Source organism: Palleronia pontilimi (assembly GCF_016412875.1).
Classification (GTDB): Bacteria; Pseudomonadota; Alphaproteobacteria; order Rhodobacterales; family Rhodobacteraceae; genus Palleronia; species Palleronia pontilimi.
Genome location: NZ_JAEKPD010000024.1, coordinates 1 through 20,066 on the forward strand (window position 1 = coordinate 1; position 20,066 = coordinate 20,066).

Genomic DNA, 20,066 nt, shown 5'->3' on the forward strand with positions numbered 1-20,066 from the left:
GAAACCCTAGCGATTCCAATAGGTTAAAGAAACCAATCACTTAGGCGACAAGCCTTTGATTTCACGCAATTCCCGATCTGACACCGTCCGTCATTGACCGGCTTTCAACATCCCAAACCGCGCCAAACAGGCGTAGGCAGGTTGACATGGCGTTGACATGCATTGCGCGATCATCAATCGCGCCGCGGGGCAGCGCGGCGGAATTCAGCTTCGGAACGGTGCCCACGAAGAATAGATCGAGTGGATTTTTTCGATGTCCAGGTTCTCTGGCGGGGTCGGTGTATAGTGGCCCCTCTGGCGGCACCAATGGTCGCAAAACGGATAGACGCGCGCGCGGCGACATCCTATCCGGGCTTCATGACCAGTGCTGCCTCCCACATCCCGTCTACCGACCGCATCCTTGCAGGCGTTGTCCTGATGGTTGGGTTTCCTGACCGACGGCCGGGTCGAGATGGACAGCAACGCCGTCGAGCGAACGATCAGGCCGATTGCTTTACAGAGGAAGAATGCACTCTTCGCTGGGCACGATGCGGGAGCGCAAAATTGGGCTGTCATCGCGTGGTTGATTGACACCTGCAAGTTGAACAAAGTCGAACCGCATGGCGACCTGACAGGTGTACTCTCGGCCATCGTCTACGGGCACAAGCAAAAAGGACATCGATCAACTGCTACCGTGGAACCGGGCGGGATGAAGAACCGCTTGCGGTTCTCGAACAGCTATTCCGGATCAAGTTGCGGAACGTTCAGGCGACAGCGTCAGGCGAAATCTGCCTCGCAGAACCATTTCGAGGCGGCCAATGCAGAATACAGCGTTCGCTTCCAACCATTTATCGGCAGGTTCGGCTCATTCGCGATCACTAAGAGGTGCTCGCGGAACTGCTCAGAGCTAAATATCCTTAGTGTAGACTTGCGCTGAGATATCAAGGGAGTGAGCTCCGTCCATGCACGAGAGCGGTACCGTGCCTCAAGCTTGCAAGCTCTAAAGTGTGCCGTGACACGTTGTCGGTCCTTTTCGGGCCAACTAGCTGGTGACCTCACCTCAAAATCAACGACCAAAGGATCTTCATTACGAACGGATGCCGAAGTCCATTTCTCCAGAAAAAAATGGTCTTCGTCCAAGTACGGATGCAGTGGCTGAGAGTTTTCGTCCGTCGGAAAACTACCTCCCATCCCTTTATTGCAGACTTGACATGCGGGCACCAAATTTAGTGGTAGAACGGCGTAAGTTGGGAAGTATGCCTTCGGCAAAAAGTGATCTGCAGTGCCTAGTTCACCTACTTCACCCATTTCCCCCATACCTCCACAATATGGGCACTCATCGTGGGCGCCCAATTTGATCTGATCGTACATATTTCTTGGTTTACCCTTAGACTTCACAACGCCCTCATCATAAAGGCTCACCAACTCACCTTTTAAGAGTGAGCCCAAAACGATCGCCTCTGGATTACCATGAGCAGCCCTTGGGAGATCACACCAGGTTTTGGTCTGCGAGCTTTCATCAAACCGTCCATATGCTTCGACGACTGTCGGTCGATTGCGCAAAAACTTCTTTCTAAGTAACTCGTCACCTAAACCTGCGACGCTTTCATCGTACAGATTTATTGAAGCATAAGGCGGTGCGTCTAACCTCTTCATTCTTTGATATGCCCCTCATCGCGATTAATGATCATCGCCTTGAGAATTCCCCGAGCCTCATTGCCCAGACTTCCGCCTAGCCTCTCCATGATTTCATCGTACGTCCCACCTTGGCCAACTAGTTCGGACAGTACGGTATGGAATCCTGATCGGGAGACCTCAAGGCCGAACACGTCTCGGGTCAAGACACCCACATTCTCACCGAAAGTCTCTGTATCTGGGCGCTTTTTCTCTGATACAAGCTTGCTCCGAAAAACCTTCCAAACACAAGACCTCGGGATTTCCTGTAAAACGACCGGGGAGTGGGTCGCAATTATCGCGACTGCGTTTCGCGTGTGCAGGAGTTGGCTTAAGCTTCGCATCAGAGCAGAAAGTAGAGGTGGGTGGAGATGGCTTTCTGGTTCGTCGAATAGCACCAGTGTCTTCTCTTCAACCTTCATCACCAGAAGGGTCATTGCAAGAATCACTACCGCGTGCCCAGAGCTCATCTTATCAATCAAAAAGAGCCCACGTTTCTTTAATTCCTCGCCGCGCAGCTCCGCCAATGACAATAGCCGCATATCGGCGAAATTCTCATCACTTTGGAGGGTTTCAATTGCTTGGATCCACCGGTTTCGCCTGCGATCATCTTCCAAACAAAACGCTAGACCGTCGACAAATTCCTCAAAAATCTCGACTTTTGATTTTATGATCGCGCCATCATCATCGGCATAATCAGTCAAGCCGATGTATGTGTACGGCGTGTCATCGCCCTCGCCGGGAAGGTCAAATGGATCGAAAGCGCTAAAAGCAACCGATACTAAACTTCTGAAGTATTCGTTGTTTTTCTCAACCTCTTCAAAGATATCGCGTGTATAAAAGTATGCTTCCGTCTCCACATGATCGGCAACCGCTTTGACCATTGAATTCAACAGAGTTGTTTTCCCAACTCCGTTTCTACCGATCAAAGCATGCATGTTTGTACTAGGTGTCGAGCTTGCCCTAACTCGAAAAGGAAGATCGAAACCGGCAAATTTGTCAGAAGGCGGCAGACAAAACCCAAACTTATAATCAGTTAGGAGAACGTCGCCTCCAAGCACGCTGGCGAATTGATCTCGAATTTTGCTCATTGAGATCGAGCGGAGGTGAGAGACTTCAAAGACCCTTTCGCTCTTTATCGCTTCGAGAAGGTCCTTGTCCCAAACGACATCGCACATTCGCGTCAGGAATTCGCGTCGCCATTCTTCACTGAAGTCAGCGAATAAGTCTTTATAATATTCGACGTCCATTCCGAGGGAGAAATAACCTTCACCCAATCTGTCGAAAGTATCGCCCAGCTTTGAGTACGTTGAATCCTCTTCGGTTTGACCGACGAATCCTATCCTCACGTTCGACAAGCTGTGACCTGTACCGTCTTCATCGAACACATGGACGGCAAAGCTCGTGACGAAGGAGTAGTCATTCCAGTGATCAATAGTGAGATAAACCTCGTTGCAGCCGGACGACGGCGGGCGTCTCTTCGCTGGAATTACATGAAACTTCATTTGCGAGCTCTCTGTGGGTTGCTTTTCGTCACGGGACGCCTCCACCGACTAACTCAGTTTGCACGCTTCGAAAGTTCTGTACCATTTTTTCGAACGAACAAGGAACCCATTGAGAGTGTGACTGAGTTTGTAGCTTCCCAGAAACCTCGTGGGCAACGGTCAAACAAGTCTATGAAGGGCATTCCCTGATATGGAGCGAACCAGACCCTCAGGCCATAGATTTCTTGTCGACAGACCCAACACTTCAATCTCTCGGTCCTTAGTACCGGGACTATGCATTAGCTGTGATCGCAGAAGAGGACTTGAGCCATTGGCACCTCAGTTTGTCCGCACCAACATCTCGCAATTGTAGCAAATGGCTGCTGTGACGGGCCGCAGCGTTTCATTCGCTTGCCTTGGCGAACGGCAGTATTGGGCATGTCACATCCCAGAGGCCGAAAATAGCTCGCAACTTTGCGGCGTCGGCTCCTTGCGCATGGCTGCCGTTCGACGCCGATGTAGCATCCGATTCTCCGGACTCTTTTCCTATCCTTCACCGCACCTTGCGTCGAGGTCCGTCTGTCCAGCTTGGGGTCAGTTCACAACGTGAAGATCAAGTTTACCTCACGTTCCACACCAACGACCAATCCTGCCGCCGCGTTACCCACAGATTCCTGCTTCGCCCCTATTGCTCCCGTTTCTGTCGAATGCGAAATACACGCATGAGGTGAGCAGGCCTCAATCAGAATCATGACAGGACGACCCATTTCGCGCAGAAGTGTTGAAGAAGGCGATCGCACGCCCTGACCTTTTGCGCCCGGATTTTCCTGTCTTGCCATAAAAACATGGTCAGCAGGGCACAGGCATGGTCTCTCCTCTGGCCCAATTGAGGAGGGGGTCGCCGTGGCATTACCACCGCGCGTGTTTTTTTCGCTTTATGAAGTCTCAGTCCGTTGGGATTGTTCTGTCGCCGACATCGCGGGATGGGCATCACAGGGCAAGCTGAAGATCATGACGGGGATCGGCCTTGTCCGTTGTGGCGATGCCATGGTGGCGGGCCCGGTGACCCTGTCACCGATGGACCAGCTGCCCCTGTTTCGCCGCAGCGGACCCAGCCCGACCGAAGGTGCCATGCAACGCATCCTGCCACCCGATGCCTCGAACTGGCTGATCATCACAGACCCGCCGGATGGCGTGCCGGTGGCGGTGGCGGATATGTTGATCCGCGCGGAGGAGGTTTTCGGCTTCGAGGACGAGCACGACCTGGTTCGCAAGGCCGCTGCGGGCGCGAATGGCGGACAGCCCTATGATTGGGCAGGCATGAACATCGCCCTGATCCGGCGCATCCATGATCAGGGCCTGCCCGCCACACAGGCCGAACTCATTGCGGAGATGCAGGACTGGTTTGCCGATCAGGCTGGAGGCGCGAGGATCCCCGACAGCCGCAGCATCCGCAGGCGGATCACGCCGATCTGGCATGAGTTGCGCCGCGAAGAGGCCTGACGGGCCCCAAACAACGCGGCGCAGGTCAAGCGGACTTTTGATCGTCGGCCAGGTTCCTCGGCGCGGCATCGCCATCATGCACGATCTTCGGCCTGGGCCGGAGCATGCTGGCCACGGCATCGACACCGGCGCGCAGGGGCGAATCCATCAGGTGCGCATAGCGCTGGGTCGTCTGCATCTGGCTGTGGCCCAGAAGCTTGCCGATCATCTCCAGCGACGCCCCGCCGCTGACCAGCAAGGACGCGAAGGTGTGGCGCAGGTCGTGGATCCGCACCTCGGGAAGCTTGGCCTCTTTCTGCATGTTGATCCAGAAGCGACGAATTTCCTTGACCGGCTGGCCCGGCACATCGCCGGGAAAAAGCCACGGGGTGCCCTTTGACACCACCAGTTGGCGCTGGCGCACAATGGCGGCGACCTCGGCCGAGATCGGAATACGGTGGATCTTGCGCTGCTTGGTGGTGGTGGCGGGCTTTGCCCAGCTGCCCAGCTCCAGATTAAACTGCTCAAACCGCGCCTGCCGCACCTCGCCGACCCGGCTGCCGGTCAGCAGGCACATCCGGATGATCCCCGCCGCGCGCTGATCCTCAGCCCCGTCCAGTGCCTCGGCCAGCCGCGCGATCTCGTCTTGCGACAGGAACCGCTCGCGGGCGTTCTCCACCCTTTTCCTGAAGCCCGCCGCCGGATTGTCCGTGCGCCAGCCCCAGCTGATGGCAAGCGTGAACATCTTGCGCAGCACCTCGCCCGTCCGGTTGGCGCGGATCGGGGTCGGCTTTGACCCTTGCAGCTTGCGCGCCCGGTTGTTGGGTTTGTCTTTCGAAGGCCGCGCCCGGCCCTTGGCGATGATGTTCAGCAGTTTCGCCACATCATGCGGCGTGATCTCACTGACCAGTTTGTTGCCCCAATGGGGTGCGACGAGTTTCGTCAGCATGGACCTCTGGTCAGATGCGTTGGTTTTGGCCAGATGCGGAAGATGCTCGTCCATGTAGCGCGCGATCATGTCGTTGATCCTTGGGGCCTCGCGCAACTCACCCCGCGCGCCAAGGGGATCGTGGCCATCGTCAATCTCGCGGCGCAGGTCCTTGGCGCGTTCGCGCGCAGCTGTCACCGTCCATTCCGGCCAGCGCCCGATGGCCATGCGGCGCTGGGCCCCGGCATACCGATAATCAAGCGCAAACGACCGGTTGCCCGACCGCAGGATGCGGATCGAAAACCCCCGCACCTCGGTGTCGAAGATCTGATAGTCGCGCCCCTTCGCAGGGATCGCCTCCCGCACCGATTTATCATTCAATCGCAATCTGTTGACCAACTCAGCACGTCCTTTCACCTGTGACACAGGCGTAGATTCGCCCCACAATCAAGCCAAGCACACACACCGGGGTGGCGGGGAGGCGCAGGGTGGCACCGGATTGCCAGATCCGTGCCACCCGTTGTTTTGCTGGGTTTTGCGAAAAATCTGGCAAGTGCGGCTCACGCGGTGGTGACATGCAACGGGTCGCGCAGCGCGCATTGGCGCCAGATTCACCAGCGCGTTTTGTAAATTTCCAATGAAATCAGGGGGTGGCGCGGTTTTGGCGGAGCGATGCCACCCTGCCACCCAACTGAAACCCCGCGTGCGCTGCCGAGTGTCGCCCGATCCGGGCCGATGCGGTGCGAACAGGCACAACCGCCCCCGGCGCGGTGCTCGCGGGCACGCCTGCCCGTCCTGCGCCTGAGCAGTCCCTCTGCACGCCAGACGCGCAAACCCCAATAAAACAAGGGGTGGCACGCAATGCCAATTCCGGTGCCACCCTGCGCCTTCCCGCCACCCCTTTGCGTCTGCGTCTTTTGGATCCGGAAATCGGCCCGCTTCGGGCGATCAACGGGAGACAAGAGCATGCGAGATACCGGAACCTCAGAGCGATCCGCGCCAGGTGGCGTGTTGACCGGCTGGATCAGCCGCCTCGATCTGGCGCTTGAACTGGATCTGACGGTGGACACGCTGCGCCGCTGGGAGGCGCGACGCTTCGGGCCGCCCTGCGTGCGCGCGGGCCGCAAGGTCTATTACCGCCGTGACGCGGTGCAGGACTGGCTGCAACAGCAGGAACTGCCGAGCCCCCGGCGCGCGGGAGGTCGGCGATGAAGCCGCACCTTTCCGTTCGCAAACACTCTGCGCGGGACGCAGCGCGCACGGACTGGATCGACGAGCGGCGGCGCGAGGCCCGCGCCGTCGTGGCCGATGTGGTCCACCATTCCGATCATCTGATCCGGCTGGCCTGCAATGTGCTCGTTCAACATGGCGAGACGATTGAGGAACGCGAGGACGCGCGCATCCTGCTAGTGGTGGTCGATGCAAGGCATCCCACGCGGGGCAACCACCGGCCGGATCCGGAGGTGGGGTCATGAAGCGGCGCGGCACCCCCGAGGCCGATCTGCAACGCGCGGTGGTGCAGGCGCTGCGCGTTGCCCTACCGCGCACGGCCATCATCCATCACTGCGCCAACGAGGTGACCGAGGCTGGCCCCCGCGGCGCAAAGCGCCAGGCGATCCTCGTCGGCATGGGCGTCCATGCGGGCTTTGCCGATCTGATGATCCTCTGCGATGGCCGCGTTCTGTTTCTCGAGCTGAAGGCCCCGAAAGGGCGGCTGCGCCCGACGCAGGAGGCCTTCCGGGATGCGGTGCTCACGCAGGGCTTCGGCTGGGCACTGGTGCGCAGTCTCGACGATGCGCTGGGCGCGCTGGCCGATCACGGTTTTACAACCCGCATCGCGCCCCCAGCTCGGAGGCTCGCGCCATGAGCCATGACGCCACCAACTGGGCTATCAAACAGCGCGGGTTGAAGCCCACCACCAAGATCGTGCTCTGGCATCTCTGCGACCGGTTCAACCCGGACTATGGCTGCTTTCCCTCGCAGGCGCGGCTGGCCCATGATTGCGAGATCAGCCGATCGACGCTGAACGATCACCTGCGCCAGCTTGAGGCAGGCGGCCTGCTGCGCCGCGTGCCGCGCATTCACCCCGTCACCAAGCGGCAGATGCCGACCCGCTATATTCTGGGGTTCGAGCCGGGCTTTACACCAGATGATCCAACCCCGTGTCCAGAAACCGGACACGGCGATAACGATGCCGAAAACCCCTTTGCGGGAACAGAGGATCGGGCGGATGAACCTTCTTCTGTGCCCGAGCCGTGTCTGAATTCCGGACATGGAAAGGACGCGGGAGCCGTGTCCGATTTTGACCCCGACCCGTGTCCGGAAAAAGGCCAAAGCCGTGTCCGAAATCCGGACACTAACCTTGTAAGAGAACCCCTAAGTAAACCAGTAAAAGAGGAGGAGGACGCGCAGGCGCGAGATTCCGATTTTGATCGGTTCTTTGACGAGCTGCTCTCGGCGCTGGGCTTTGCCGCCAATGCGATGCTCCCTGCCTGGTGGCAGGGCTGGCCAGCGCGGCAGCATGTTTGTCGTTGGCGTGATGAGCTCGGTCTCTCCACGGATCGGATCATCGAGACCGCCACCGAGACCCGGCGCGATCATCCGAACCCGCCTGATGGGCCCAAAGCGCTGGATCGGTTCATGGAACGCGCTGCCCAGCGCGATGCGTTGGACGCTGCCAATTCCGTAAAAACCAAGCGCAGCCGCAAGGCCCAAGGCACGCCACCGCCCAGCCCGGATGAGCTGGCGGCCTTCTATGCGGCCAAGGTCAATTCCGAAGAATATCTGCCCCCCAGCATGATCAGTAACGCCATGTGCGAGGCGATGCTGGCCCGCAGGTTGGTTACATCGGACAGGCTGCGGCAACGGGGGGTGTGGTGAATGGCATGGTGTCACGTCCCCGGCACGGATTGTCCCTCTGCGCAGGCGGCGGAGGCCTTGATCTGGGCCTCATGCTCGCCGAGCCCGGATATCACACCCGAGCATTTGTCGAATGGGAGGACTGGCCCCGAACTGTCCTCATCGCCGCCCAGCGCGCGGGGTATTTCGCTCCAGCCCCGATCTGGGATGATCTGCGCAGCTTCGACGGCCATCCATTTCGCGGGGCCTTCGATATCGTCCTCGCCGGATATCCCTGCCAACCCTTCAGCGCTGCCGGAAAACGTGGAGGCGCCGACGATCCCCGCCACCTCTGGCCGGATGTCGCCCGCGTCATCACTGAATGCCGTCCCGCATGGGTCTTTCTCGAAAACGTCCCCGGCCACGTCAGCCTCGGCCTTGAAACCGTACTGCGAGGGCTTTGGGACATGGGCTACACGCCTACGGCGGGTCTGTTCAGCGCGGCAGAAGTTGGCGCGCCGCACCAGCGGCTTCGCATCTTCATCCTGGCCCACACCGATGAGCCTGCATCCGGGCACGGCCAGCTACAACCCGGCAGGCAACAGCGACATCGTGCAGAAGGCCAAAGCACTGGCGCTGGGCATCACGCAGGCACAAGCGCTGCAATGGCCAACCCCGGCAGCGCAGAACTGGAAGGGCAGCAGCCCGGAGAGCGTGACGCGGGCCGATGGCAAATCCCGGATGGATATTCTGCACTACCGGGCCGAGCAGGGCTTCATCCGCCCGGACCCGACGACCATGCCGCGTGGGCAGCGATCCTCGCCGCACGCCCCGATCTCGCGCCCGCTTTGGGCTTCAATGATTGCCTCGCATGGGCGCGTCGTCTCGCGGCGGATCCTGAAATCCCGGGCACGGCGGCGGCTGAGCCCGTTCTTCGTCGGATGGCTGATGGGCTGGCCCATCGAGCACGCGCTCTGCGCCTGCTCGGCAACGGAGTTCACCCACTGGCAGCGGCACATGCGTGGCGCTCTCTCGCGGCTTCCCATTGCCTCGGGCCCGTGGATTTGGCGACCGAGCGAGGGCCCGGCTCAGATGAACCTCTTTGAAGGATTGCTGCCATGAGCATGCAGGGACGGATTGGTCGGGCTGGCGGGACAAGGGTGAAACGTGCGCTGGGCGTCCAAGCGGCGCTGGAATGGGCGTTCCGTGTCGAGAAGGCTCAGCTGGAACTACCCCTGCCGAAGGATGTGACCGAGGAGGGTTTTGGCTTCGGCCTTGAATACGTTCTCATGCAGCGCGCCACGCTGGGCTGCAAGGTCGATGGCGGGCAGCACAAAATGGGCAGTTACACCCATGTGGACGCCGAGGTGATCGCGGCCACAGTTGCCGGAATGCCCGACAGCCTCGGCGGCATCCGCATGGCTATCCGCGTCGCGGAACTGGCCCGGGCCGGACTGACACCCGACTGGATGCCCAGTGTTGTGCCCCGCTGCGTCCCGGTGGAAACGCGACAAAACCAGCATGGCGTTCGGGCCGTGACGGAAGTCGTGGGCACCGAACGTATACTCTCGCGCGGACGGTGGCGAACAGTGGAGGTATTAGCCTGCCCAGTAACCTGGCGACCTCACCCCGAACAGATCGCATCAGCTCGGCGCGGTTATCACGATTGGTGGCTGGCATTGGATTGGGTGTTGGATGGGCTGATATCGGGCGGCATGCTGCGGGACATTGAGGTGACGGACGCAATGCCAAAGGTGCAACCTTGGCACTCGAAACAACTCAGAGCAATCAAACCCTAGTAAAGTCTAGCAAAGTCTGGCAGCTTCTCTCTAAGTTTTTTCCAGAAGGAGCAGGTCCATGAAGGACCCTATTCTCACTTTGCCAGAGGTTGCGGTTTTGTTGAAGGTTGCCGAGAAAACTGTCTACACAATGGCGCAGAGCGGCCAGATACCGGCTTTCAAGGTGCGCGGGCAATGGCGGTTCAAACATGACGACATTGACGCATGGATAGACGATCAAAAGGCCGCCGCGAAAGCGAACATCGGAAAAGGTGTTGCGGATGTCTGAGCAGTTCTTTGAAAAGCCGATTCTGAATTCTCCATACTTTTATCCTGGCAGACATTGGGAACTTGATCCCGAAGGTCAGCCAACGAACCGCATTCTCGATTCGAGACGACGTTCCGACCTGATAACGCCGGTTCCAAAGACTAAGAAACAGCGGCAGAATACTAAACAGGGTGCGCTATTACTTGGTGCTGATGATGAGCTTTCGAGCGAGGATCAGGAATACAATCCGACCCCAATCATCAACGAAATCCGGGGATATGTCGAAACCTGGCGCAAACTGCCGAACCCCGATCAATGGCTGGTGACGCCAGAGACGGCCCGTCTGTTGCAGCACTGGCGGCACCACAAGTTCGAGGGCATCCGTCCGTTCTTCTGCCAAATCGAAGCCGTTGAAACCGCCATCTGGCTAACCGAAGTCGCGCCGAAGATGGGACCAAGGGTCGCCAAGTTCTGGGCCCACATCAAGGGGGCCAATGAGCAGGCAAACCCTGAACTGATGCGACTTGCACTGAAACTTGCAACTGGGGCGGGCAAGACCACAGTGATGGCGATGCTGATTGCCTGGCAGACGGTCAATGCCGTGCGCCACCCTAACAGCAAGCAGTTCTCCAGCCGGTTCTTGATTGTTTCTCCCGGCATCACCATTCGTGACCGGCTGCGCGTTTTGCTACCCAACGATCCCGAAAGCTATTATCGCGGTCGCGAGATCACGCCACCAGATATGCTGCGCGATATTCAGAGCGCAAAGATTGTCATCACCAACTACCACGCCTTCAAGCTGCGTGAAAAGCTGGCGATCGCCAAAGGCACACGTCAGGCGCTCGAGGGGTGGCGCGGCGACAAGATCCAGACAATCGAGACTGAGGGCGAGATGATCCAGCGGGTCATGGGCGACCTGATGGGTCAGAAGAACATCGTGGTACTCAACGACGAAGCGCACCATTGCTATCGTGAGCGAGTGAAGGACGCCGATGGCGAGACCGAAGACGATCTGAAGGGCGACGACAAAAGCGAGGCCAAGGAGAACAACGAAGCCGCCCGGATGTGGATTTCTGGGCTGGAAGCAGTCAAGCGCAAGCTGGGCATCAGCCTAGTCTATGACTTGTCGGCCACTCCATTCTTCCTCCGCGGCTCGGGCTACATCGAAGGCACGCTGTTTCCGTGGACAATGTCAGACTTTTCTTTGATGGACGCCATCGAATGTGGGATCGTCAAGCTGCCGCGCGTTCCTGTGGCCCAGAACGCTCCCGGCGACAGTTTGGTCTATCGAAACCTCTGGGAACACATCGGTAAGTTGCTTCCAAAAAAAGGGCGCGGCACATCGGCGAAAGCTGCTGATCCCCTATCTCTTCCCGCCAAGCTGCTCGGCGCTCTTGATGCACTGTATGGACACTACACGAAGACTTTCGAGCTTTGGCAAGAAGAAGGGATCGGCGTCCCTCCGGTGTTCATCGTCGTCTGCAACAACACAGCGACTTCGGAACTGATCTACAAGTACATCTCCGGTTTCGACCGGGTCAGCGATGATGGCACCGAAACCACGCTGGAAAACGGCCGCCTCGCTCTGTTCCGGAATTATGACGACTTCGGCAACCGGATGCCGCGCCCGAACTCGATCCTGATCGACTCTGCACAACTCGAATCCGGCGAGGCGCTGGACAAGGATTTCCGCGAGATGGCAGCAACGGAAATCGAGCAATTCAAACGTGAAATGGTTGAACGCACCGGCGACATTACTGCGGGCGACAAAATCGACGAATCCACCCTGCTGCGCGAGGTGATGAACACCGTGGGCAAGAAGGGCAAGCTGGGCGAACAGATCCGCTGCGTCGTGTCCGTCTCGATGCTGACCGAAGGCTGGGACGCAAACACCGTCACCCACGTTCTTGGGGTGCGTGCGTTCGGCACGCAGCTTTTGTGCGAACAGGTCGTCGGCCGGGCGCTACGCCGCCAGTCATACGAGTTGAATGACGAAGGCTTGTTCAACGTCGAATATGCAGACGTCCTCGGCATCCCGTTCGACTTTGCGGCCAAACCTGTCGTGTCGCCTCCGGCCAAGCCCCGCGAAACCGTCCGCGTCCAGGCCGTGAAACCCGGCCGTGATGCACTGGAAATCACCTTCCCCCGTGTCGAGGGTTACCGTGTCGAGTTGCCCGACGAACGGTTGGAGGCCAACTTTGGTCCCGATCATGTGCTGGAACTGACGCCGGAACTGCTAGGACCTACAATCAACACCAATCAGGGCATCATTGGAGAGAGCGTTGACCTTACCCTCGCGCACCTGGAGGACATGCGCTCGTCCACCATTCTGTTCCACCTGGCACGGCACCTGCTTTATACCAAATACCGCGACCCGGGCGAGGAACCCAAGCTACACCTGTTTGGCCAGTTGAAACGCGTGACGCGCCAGTGGCTCGATGGCGGTTACCTGAAATGCACCGGCGGCACATACCCCGCCCAGCTGGTCTACAAGGAAATCGCCGACATGGCGGCCGAGCGGATCAAGGCCGCCATCACAGAAACACTGCAAGGTGAGCGTCCGGTCAAGGCAATCCTTGATGCCTACAACCCCACCGGAACCACAGCCTTCGTCAATTTTACCACCTCCAAGGAACTGCGCTACCAAACCGCTCCGAACAAATCCCACGTCAACTGGGTAGTCTGCGATAGCGAGTGGGAGGCCGAGTTCGCCCGCGTGGCCGAAGCGCACCCCAGCGTGCTGTCCTACGTCAAGAACCAGGGGCTCGGGCTGGAGGTGCCTTATCTGACCGGCGCGACCCCGCATAAATATATTCCCGACTTCATCGTGCAGGTTGATGACGGTCGATTGACCGCCGAGGGCGAACCCGACCCGCTGAACCTCATCGTGGAAATCAAGGGCTACCGTGGCGAAGATGCCAAGGATAAAGCCAACACCATGCGCAGCTATTGGGTGCCAGGAGTGAATAACCTCGAGAAATTCGGGCGCTGGGCGTTCGCGGAGTTCACAGCGGTTTATGAAATGGAGGCAGAGTTCTCCAAATTGATTGATGATCTCCTCGCCAAGGAAGTCGCGTGACATGCCGAACGAATTGATCAAGCCGACGAATGCCAATCTGGACAAACATGCAGAGCCAGTCTTGGCAAAGTGGTTAATAGAATCTGCACTGAACAGAGGTGATCTAACCTATGGAGAGGCGATGTTGCGACTTGAAAAACAAGTTGGTTTTTCAAGCATCGGTCGCGCGACACGACTTGGATATTGTGCCGGTCAGATCATGTACAACATCCACTCTGAATTTCCCGACGCTCCACTCTTGAACACGCTCCTCGTTCTGCAGGATGACCACATGCCAAGCACTGGCGCAGGTGGCTTCATGGCATCCCATTTTGGAAAACCAAAACTTGCCCGAGAAGGTATTCGGGATGATAAACCAGACCTTTGGCGAAAGTATTTCGAAGCCGCTGCCGAGGAAGTTTACGACTTCGCGGGTTGGCCTGATGTCTACCAAAAGGTCTATGGAATACCCTACAAAGCCGATGAAAGCACCATGTCTGTTTCCAACCCTGAGGGCGGAACAGAAAAGGATGGCCTGCCCAGAGGGCGCGGCGGCGAAGGCCCCAATCATAAAGCTCTGCGTTTATGGGTCCAGGCCAACCCGCAGGCACTCTTTCCTAAACTGACGATCTCACGTTCTGAAACCGAGGTGGATCTTCTGTCTGGTGACCGCGTCGACGTCGTCTACTACGCGTCGGAAAGCACCATCGCTTTGGAAGTGAAATCGAAAGACTCGAACGAGGCCGACCTGACACGCGGCATCTACCAATGCGTAAAGTATCGCGCAGTGATGCACGCGATGGACCCGCGCGACGATGCTGAAATCACAGCGATTTTGGTAACCGAGCAGAAGCTGCCTGGTTACCTGAAAGAATTGGCAAAACGGTTGAATGTCCCGCACAAGCTGGTCTCGCCGAAGAAGGATACCTGACCCATGGCCAAGAAACCCATCGAGGTCGAAACCCTCACCCATGACGCCACCCGCCGTAACATCCCGACGGCGGAGTTCGAGAGCATCATGCGCGAGCAGGATAAGACGCCGATCCAGTTGGCGTATGAGCGGCGCAATAAGGATCTCGATCCGCAGTTGGTCTGGCGCGGCAAGGATATGGCGGATTGGTCCGATCTGATCGTGCAGGCGCCGCCGCTTTATATTCAGGAAAAGGTGCATCCCAAGGCGATCATCGACGATCTGAAACGCGAAAGCAGCACACGGGCGACAGCAGCCGATGATGCGCCGCAATTCGACATGTTCTCCGATTTCAACGGGTTGCCCGATGCCGAGGCGGCGACCGAGTTCTACCAGCACGATCAGCACTGGTCGAACCGGATGATTTCCGGCGACAGCCTGTCGGTGATGGCGTCACTGGCCGAGCGTGAGGGACTGCGCGGTCAGGTGCAGTGCATCTATTTCGACCCGCCCTATGGCATCAAGTTCAACTCCAACTTCCAGTGGTCCACCACCTCGCGCGATGTCAAGGACGGGTCAAAGGACCATGTGACCCGCGAGCCTGAACAGGTTCGGGCTTTTCGCGACACCTGGCGCGACGGCATCCATTCCTACCTGACCTACCTGCGCGACCGGCTGACCGTGGCGCGGGATTTGCTGCACGACAGCGGCAGCATCTTCGTGCAGATCGGTGATGAGAACGTCCATCGGGTGCGGGCACTGATGGATGAGGTATTTGGAGAGGATAACTACATTAGTCAGATTGATTTTAAGAAAACGGCAGGGCTTGCATCTGACTTTCTTGCGACCTCAAAAGATCACATCCTCTACTATGCGCGAAATCGAAAATCCACGAAGTTTAGGCGCGTGTTTAACGTAAAGCAGGCTGGCTCCGAGGGAGCCACACAGTTTAATTGGGTCGAAAGTGAGGATGGAACAACTCGAAATTCTTTGCGTGCTTCAGACGAAGCCCCAAAAGGCTGGAAGATGATATCGCATGATAATTTGACCTCTACCGGATTTGCCACCACCACAGCCTATCCGCTTGATATATTCGGGCGGAAAATCTCTCTGAAGCAGGCTAATCAACGCTGGAAAACGACAACGGACGGCATGTTCCGGGTCAAAGCGGCAGACCGGGTGATGCTCATGGGAAGCACTCCGCGCTACGTCCGAAAGCTCGACGACTTTCCGGTTTTTCCCATTACCGACGTGTGGTCCGATACGGGGGTATCAGGTTTTGCTGATCCCAGAGTTTATGTTGTTCAGACTAGTTCCAAGGTCATCGAACGCTGCATCCTGATGGCCACCGACCCTGGCGATCTGGTTCTCGATCCCACCTGCGGATCGGGCACCTCGGCTTATGTGGCCGAGCAATGGGGCCGCCGCTGGATCACTATCGACACCTCACGCGTCGCCGTGGCTCTTGCCCGGTCCCGCATGATGGGCGCGCGCTATCCCTATTACCTGCTGGCCGACAGTCCTGAAGGACAGGCGAAGGAAGGCGAAATCACCCGCACCCCGCCGAAAACCTCTTCAACCAATGGCAGTATCCGGCAGGGTTTCGTCTATGACCGCGCGCCGCACATCACACTGAGGAGCATCGCTAACAACGCTGAGATCAACGTGATCTGGGAGAAGCTGCAACCGGCGGTCGAGGATGCGCTCGCCGCCCTCAACACCGCCCTTGCAGGCCACGCCACCCCGTTCAAAGTGGAAACCGGCGGCCGCAAAGGCGAGAAAGTCAGCTTCACCGCCAGCGGAGAGGCCAAACTCCCCTCGGGCGAAATGGCCCCGGCAAACGGCTTGATGGAATGGGAAGTCCCGCGCGAGGCGCCATCCGGCTGGCCCGCCCTCGCGCAAAAGGCGCTGGCCGCGTTCTGGGAGGCCCGCATCGCCCGGCAGCATGAAATTGACGCCAGCATCGCCGCCAAGGCCGATTTCGAATACCTCTATGACAAACCCTTTCCCGACACCTCAAAAACCCGCGTCGCGGGCCCCTTCACCGTGGAAAGCCTGTCGCCCCACCGCACGTTGGCCGTCGATTGGAATGACGAGCTGATCGACCTGCACGAGGCCGCCGAAGGCAAACGCCGCGCCGCCGAACGCGACGACGGCTTTACCGACTTCGCCCATATGATCCTGGAAAACCTGAAAGCTGCAGGCGTGCAGCAGGCCCACAAGGAAGACCGGATCACCTTTACCGCCCTCAAAGGCTGGCCCGGCGACCACATCAGCGCCGAAGGCACCTTCATGGAAGGCGACGTACAACGCCGCGCGGGGGTGTTCATCGGCCCTGAATTCGGCACGGTGTCGCGCCCCGATCTGGTGGCCGCCGCGCGCGAGGCTGGCGACGCCGGTTTCGACGTGCTGATCGCCTGTGCCTTCAACTACGACGCCCATTCGTCGGAGTTCGACAAGCTGGGCCGCATCAAGGTGCTGAAGGCCCGAATGAACCCCGACATGCACATGGCCAAGGATCTAAAGACGACCGGCGCTGGCAACCTGTTCGTGATCTTCGGCGAGCCGGATATTCGCATCACCGATGTGGGCGACGGCATGGTGACGGTGCAGGTCTACGGCGTCGACGTGTTCAAGCCGCAAACCGGCGAGGTCCAATCCGAAGGCACCGACGGCATCGCCCTGTGGATGCTGGACACCGATTATAACGAGGAGTCGTTCTTTGTCCGCCACGCCTATTTCCTTGGCGCGAACGACCCCTACAAGGCGCTGAAAACCACGTTAAAGGCCGAGATCGATGAGGAAGCCTGGGATAGCCTGTATTCCGACACGTCGCGGCCGTTTGCCAAGCCAAAGTCAGGCCGGATCGCGGTGAAGGTCATCAACCACCTCGGCGACGAGGTGATGAAAGTGTTCGCGGTGGAGTAGAAACATGACGATAGACGAAGCAGCACGTAAACTTGCAGATATGTATCAAAAGGGTGCCGCCCAGAAAGAACAGGTGACCCATATTCATCTGTTCGCGATCACCTATGCGGACGAGATCACCGGTATGTCTTTGCCAGAAATCCTCGCGCGGGCCGGATTGCCTGACTCCTACAAGACGGAACTTCGCAAGGGCATCAATCTTGCCAAGTATGTTCGGCCGAAAGACTGATGGAATTCCGGATCGCCGACACTTTCACTGATAGCCTCGCCCGACTAACTACACAGGAGCAGAAGGCGGCCAAAATGACGGCTTTCGATCTGCAACTGGACCCGACCTCGAACGGCCTGTCATTCCACAAACTCGACCGTGCGAAGGATACAAACTTCTGGTCGGTGCGGGTGAATTCCGATATCCGTCTGATCGTACATCGCACCGCAGCCAGTATCCTGCTGGTCTATGTCGACCATCACGACGACGCTTACAAATGGGCCGAGCGACGCAAGATCGAACGTCACCCGACGACCGGCGCGATGCAATTGGTCGAGGTGCGCGAGCGGGTTGAAGAGATTGAAATCTTCAAACCCAAGGAAGTGCCTGTTGCGCCTGCACCCGCTGCCAAACCGGCAGCCCGGCTGTTCGACAACCTGCGCAAGTTCGAACTGATGGCTTTTGGCGTGCCCGAGGAATGGGTGAACGATGTCCGTGCGGCCGACGAGGACACCCTATTCGATATTATCGAACACTTGCCGCAAGAAGCGCAGGAAGCACTGCTCAAACTGGCCGTGGGCGAGAAGCCGCAACCGGCCGAACCTGCTCCCGTAGAGGCTGATCCCTTCGCCCATCCTGATGCCCAGCGCCGTTTCCGCATTCTCACAAACGCCGAAGAACTGAAACAGGCACTCGACTACCCCTGGGACAAATGGGCCGTATTTCTGCATCCGGCCCAAGCGGAACTGGTCGAACGCTCCTTTTCTGGCCCAACCCGAGTGTCAGGATCGGCAGGAACCGGCAAAACCATCGTAGCGCTACATCGCGCTGTTCATCTGGCACGTGTCAACCCAGGCTCGACCGTTCTGCTAACCACTTTCTCCAAAGCTCTGGCAAATTCCCTGCGAGTCAAGCTAGCCAGTCTGGTGGGGGGCGAGCCATCGATAGCAGACCGGATCATCGTCAAAGCGATCTCCGCAGTAGGATATGATCTCTATTCCCAACTGTTCGGCCAACCCCAGATTGCCGCACCCGCGTTGATCCGTACGCTGATCACCAAGGCGGCATCAGAGGTCGAAGGACACCGCTTTTCCGCCCATTTCCTTGTTGGTGAGTGGGAGGACGTTGTTGACGCTTGGCAACTGCGATCATGGGACGAATATCGGGACGTGTCCCGCCTGGGTCGCAAGACCAGGATCGGCGGCAAACAGCGCGAAACCCTGTGGGCAATCTTTGAACGCGTGAGGGCCGAGCTCGTGGAACGGCGCATTGTCACTTGGTCTGACGTATTCGAAAAACTGACAGAAAGCCTATCGGGAAAGATTGACCGACCTTATGATTTCGCAGTCATCGACGAGGCTCAGGATCTGGGCGTCGCAGAGGCGCGGTTTTTCGCCGCGATGGCTGCAGGCCGAAGTGACGGGCTTTTCTTCGCGGGCGATCTCGGCCAGAGAATTTTCCAGCAGCCATTTTCCTGGAAAGCGCTGGGCCTCGATGTCCGCGGCCGTTCCCATACGCTGCGCATCAATTACCGCACGTCACATCAGATCCGACTTCATGCCGACAGACTGCTTCCGGCGACAGTCTCTGACGTCGATGGAAACACAGAGGGACGGCGTGGCACGGTATCGATGTTCGACGGACCGCCGCCAATGGTTGAAGCTTGCAAAGATCCCGAACATGAATGCCACATCGTGAGCAAATGGATCATGGACCGGCTGCAGGAGGGGTGCGCACCAAGTGAGGTGGGCGTTTTCGTACGTTCCGAAGCTGAACTGAAACGCGCACGGACTGCAGTCAAGGCTGCAGGGGCGCGCGCAGTTGAGTTGAACGACAAGGTTGAGGTCGAGGATGGTGCTGTCGCCATCAGCACGATGCACTTCGCCAAGGGGCTGGAGTTCCGCTCGGTCGTGGTAATGGCCTGCGACGATGACGTCATACCACAATCGAATCGCATTGAATCGGTGGCCGACGATGCTGACCTCGAGGAGGTCTACAATACGGAACGGCATTTGCTCTATGTCGCGTGCACCCGCGCCCGCGATCATCTTCTGGTAACGGGCATCGCGCCGGTGTCCGAGTTTGTCGATGACTTTCTGAAAGGAACTTGATTAGACCTTTTGGATGGCTGGTCGCAACGCACCGACTGGCGCACAAGCAACGATCATCTTCGGCGGTTTCACAGCGGCCTCCCCCTTGGCATGGTTCCTCCGCGGCCCTGGACGTATACGGGGGGGCGCAGCGCGGCATTTTGCTAGCGACTGGCACTTTCACCGGGGAATCCACTTGGAATCCACCTCGGTGATTGCCAAAAATTAAGTCACGCGATTACAGAGACTTACGCTGGATCATTCGCTCTCCGGGTGGATTCTTGACAAAAACAGTAAAATCCACCCGACGGAAGCCAGGGAAGCCACCCTGACCAGAAGCCAGCCACCGGAAGCCACCCGCTGGGAAGACCTTGAATCGACGCAAGATTTTCTGTTGACAGACCTGCCCCCCTTGACTCATACCTTGATCATCGAAGCAGT

Annotated in this window: 16 protein-coding genes and 2 pseudogenes; 15 read left to right on the forward strand and 3 right to left on the reverse strand. The window is 58.3% G+C overall.

Features of this window, described 5'->3' with window-relative positions; all coding sequences use genetic code 11:
* Positions 1 to 427: 427 nt before the first annotated feature.
* Positions 428 to 692: pseudogene (locus ILP92_RS16685) on the forward strand (IS66 family transposase); the annotation flags it as partial.
* A 64-nt stretch (positions 693 to 756) separates the two neighbouring features.
* Here ILP92_RS16685 and ILP92_RS16690 read toward each other — a convergent pair.
* Positions 757 to 1,635 (reverse strand): hypothetical protein, encoded by an 879-nt coding sequence (locus tag ILP92_RS16690; protein WP_198917554.1) that lies wholly within the window; start codon positions 1,633 to 1,635, stop codon positions 757 to 759.
* Complete coding sequence (locus ILP92_RS16695) at positions 1,632 to 3,158, reverse strand: AAA family ATPase (RefSeq protein ID WP_198917555.1); 1,527 nt, start codon at positions 3,156 to 3,158, stop codon at positions 1,632 to 1,634. Before ILP92_RS16695 ends, ILP92_RS16690 begins: the two co-directional genes overlap by 4 nt.
* 882 nt (positions 3,159 to 4,040) lie before the next feature.
* Between ILP92_RS16695 and ILP92_RS16700 the strand changes: the two genes are divergently transcribed.
* Positions 4,041 to 4,640, forward strand: coding sequence for a hypothetical protein (locus ILP92_RS16700; RefSeq protein WP_198917556.1), 600 nt, complete (start codon positions 4,041 to 4,043; stop codon positions 4,638 to 4,640).
* A 25-nt stretch (positions 4,641 to 4,665) separates the two neighbouring features.
* Here the strand turns inward: ILP92_RS16700 and ILP92_RS16705 are convergent, their stop codons facing one another.
* Positions 4,666 to 5,946 (reverse strand): tyrosine-type recombinase/integrase, encoded by a 1,281-nt coding sequence (locus tag ILP92_RS16705; RefSeq protein ID WP_198917596.1) that lies wholly within the window; start codon positions 5,944 to 5,946, stop codon positions 4,666 to 4,668.
* Between the two features lie 609 nt (positions 5,947 to 6,555).
* Between ILP92_RS16705 and ILP92_RS16710 the strand changes: the two genes are divergently transcribed.
* From ILP92_RS16710 to ILP92_RS16765, 13 genes and pseudogenes are all read left to right on the forward strand, one after another.
* Complete coding sequence (locus ILP92_RS16710) at positions 6,556 to 6,759, forward strand: helix-turn-helix domain-containing protein (protein ID WP_370738344.1); 204 nt, start codon at positions 6,556 to 6,558, stop codon at positions 6,757 to 6,759.
* Positions 6,756 to 7,022: a hypothetical protein gene (locus tag ILP92_RS16715; protein WP_198917557.1), complete on the forward strand. Its 267-nt coding sequence runs from the start codon at positions 6,756 to 6,758 to the stop codon at positions 7,020 to 7,022. Before ILP92_RS16710 ends, ILP92_RS16715 begins: the two co-directional genes overlap by 4 nt.
* Positions 7,019 to 7,414 (forward strand): VRR-NUC domain-containing protein, encoded by a 396-nt coding sequence (locus ILP92_RS16720; protein ID WP_198917558.1) that lies wholly within the window; start codon positions 7,019 to 7,021, stop codon positions 7,412 to 7,414. Before ILP92_RS16715 ends, ILP92_RS16720 begins: the two co-directional genes overlap by 4 nt.
* Entirely contained in the window at positions 7,411 to 8,427 is a 1,017-nt protein-coding gene (locus ILP92_RS16725) for a helix-turn-helix domain-containing protein (RefSeq protein ID WP_198917559.1), read from the forward strand. The genes ILP92_RS16720 and ILP92_RS16725 overlap by 4 nt, the downstream gene beginning before the upstream one ends.
* A 71-nt stretch (positions 8,428 to 8,498) precedes the next feature.
* Positions 8,499 to 8,888, forward strand: a pseudogene (locus ILP92_RS18630) (DNA cytosine methyltransferase); the annotation flags it as partial.
* Positions 8,889 to 8,943: 55 nt separating this feature from the next.
* The gene (locus tag ILP92_RS18635) at positions 8,944 to 9,507 is read left to right on the forward strand and encodes a DNA methyltransferase (RefSeq protein ID WP_235971554.1); all 564 of its coding nucleotides are present in this window, start codon (positions 8,944 to 8,946) and stop codon (positions 9,505 to 9,507) included.
* Positions 9,504 to 10,184, forward strand: coding sequence for a hypothetical protein (locus ILP92_RS16735; RefSeq protein ID WP_198917560.1), 681 nt, complete (start codon positions 9,504 to 9,506; stop codon positions 10,182 to 10,184). The genes ILP92_RS18635 and ILP92_RS16735 overlap by 4 nt, the downstream gene beginning before the upstream one ends.
* 58 nt (positions 10,185 to 10,242) lie before the next feature.
* Positions 10,243 to 10,452 carry a methylation-associated defense system helix-turn-helix domain-containing protein MAD1 gene (gene mads1 / locus ILP92_RS16740; RefSeq protein ID WP_198917561.1) on the forward strand — a complete coding sequence of 70 codons (210 nt, stop codon included), beginning with the start codon at positions 10,243 to 10,245 and terminating at the stop codon, positions 10,450 to 10,452.
* Complete coding sequence (locus tag ILP92_RS16745) at positions 10,445 to 13,510, forward strand: BPTD_3080 family restriction endonuclease (protein WP_198917562.1); 3,066 nt, start codon at positions 10,445 to 10,447, stop codon at positions 13,508 to 13,510. The genes mads1 and ILP92_RS16745 overlap by 8 nt, the downstream gene beginning before the upstream one ends.
* Before the next feature lies 1 nt (position 13,511).
* Positions 13,512 to 14,420: a hypothetical protein gene (locus tag ILP92_RS16750; RefSeq protein WP_198917563.1), complete on the forward strand. Its 909-nt coding sequence runs from the start codon at positions 13,512 to 13,514 to the stop codon at positions 14,418 to 14,420.
* 3 nt (positions 14,421 to 14,423) lie between these two features.
* Positions 14,424 to 17,327, forward strand: coding sequence for a site-specific DNA-methyltransferase (locus ILP92_RS16755; protein WP_198917564.1), 2,904 nt, complete (start codon positions 14,424 to 14,426; stop codon positions 17,325 to 17,327).
* A 4-nt stretch (positions 17,328 to 17,331) separates the two neighbouring features.
* Positions 17,332 to 17,556 (forward strand): HTH-like domain-containing protein, encoded by a 225-nt coding sequence (locus ILP92_RS16760; RefSeq protein ID WP_198917565.1) that lies wholly within the window; start codon positions 17,332 to 17,334, stop codon positions 17,554 to 17,556.
* A complete protein-coding gene (locus ILP92_RS16765) occupies positions 17,556 to 19,646 on the forward strand; it encodes a 3'-5' exonuclease (protein WP_198917566.1) in 2,091 nt (696 codons plus the stop codon). The genes ILP92_RS16760 and ILP92_RS16765 overlap by 1 nt, the downstream gene beginning before the upstream one ends.
* Positions 19,647 to 20,066: the final 420 nt, after the last annotated feature.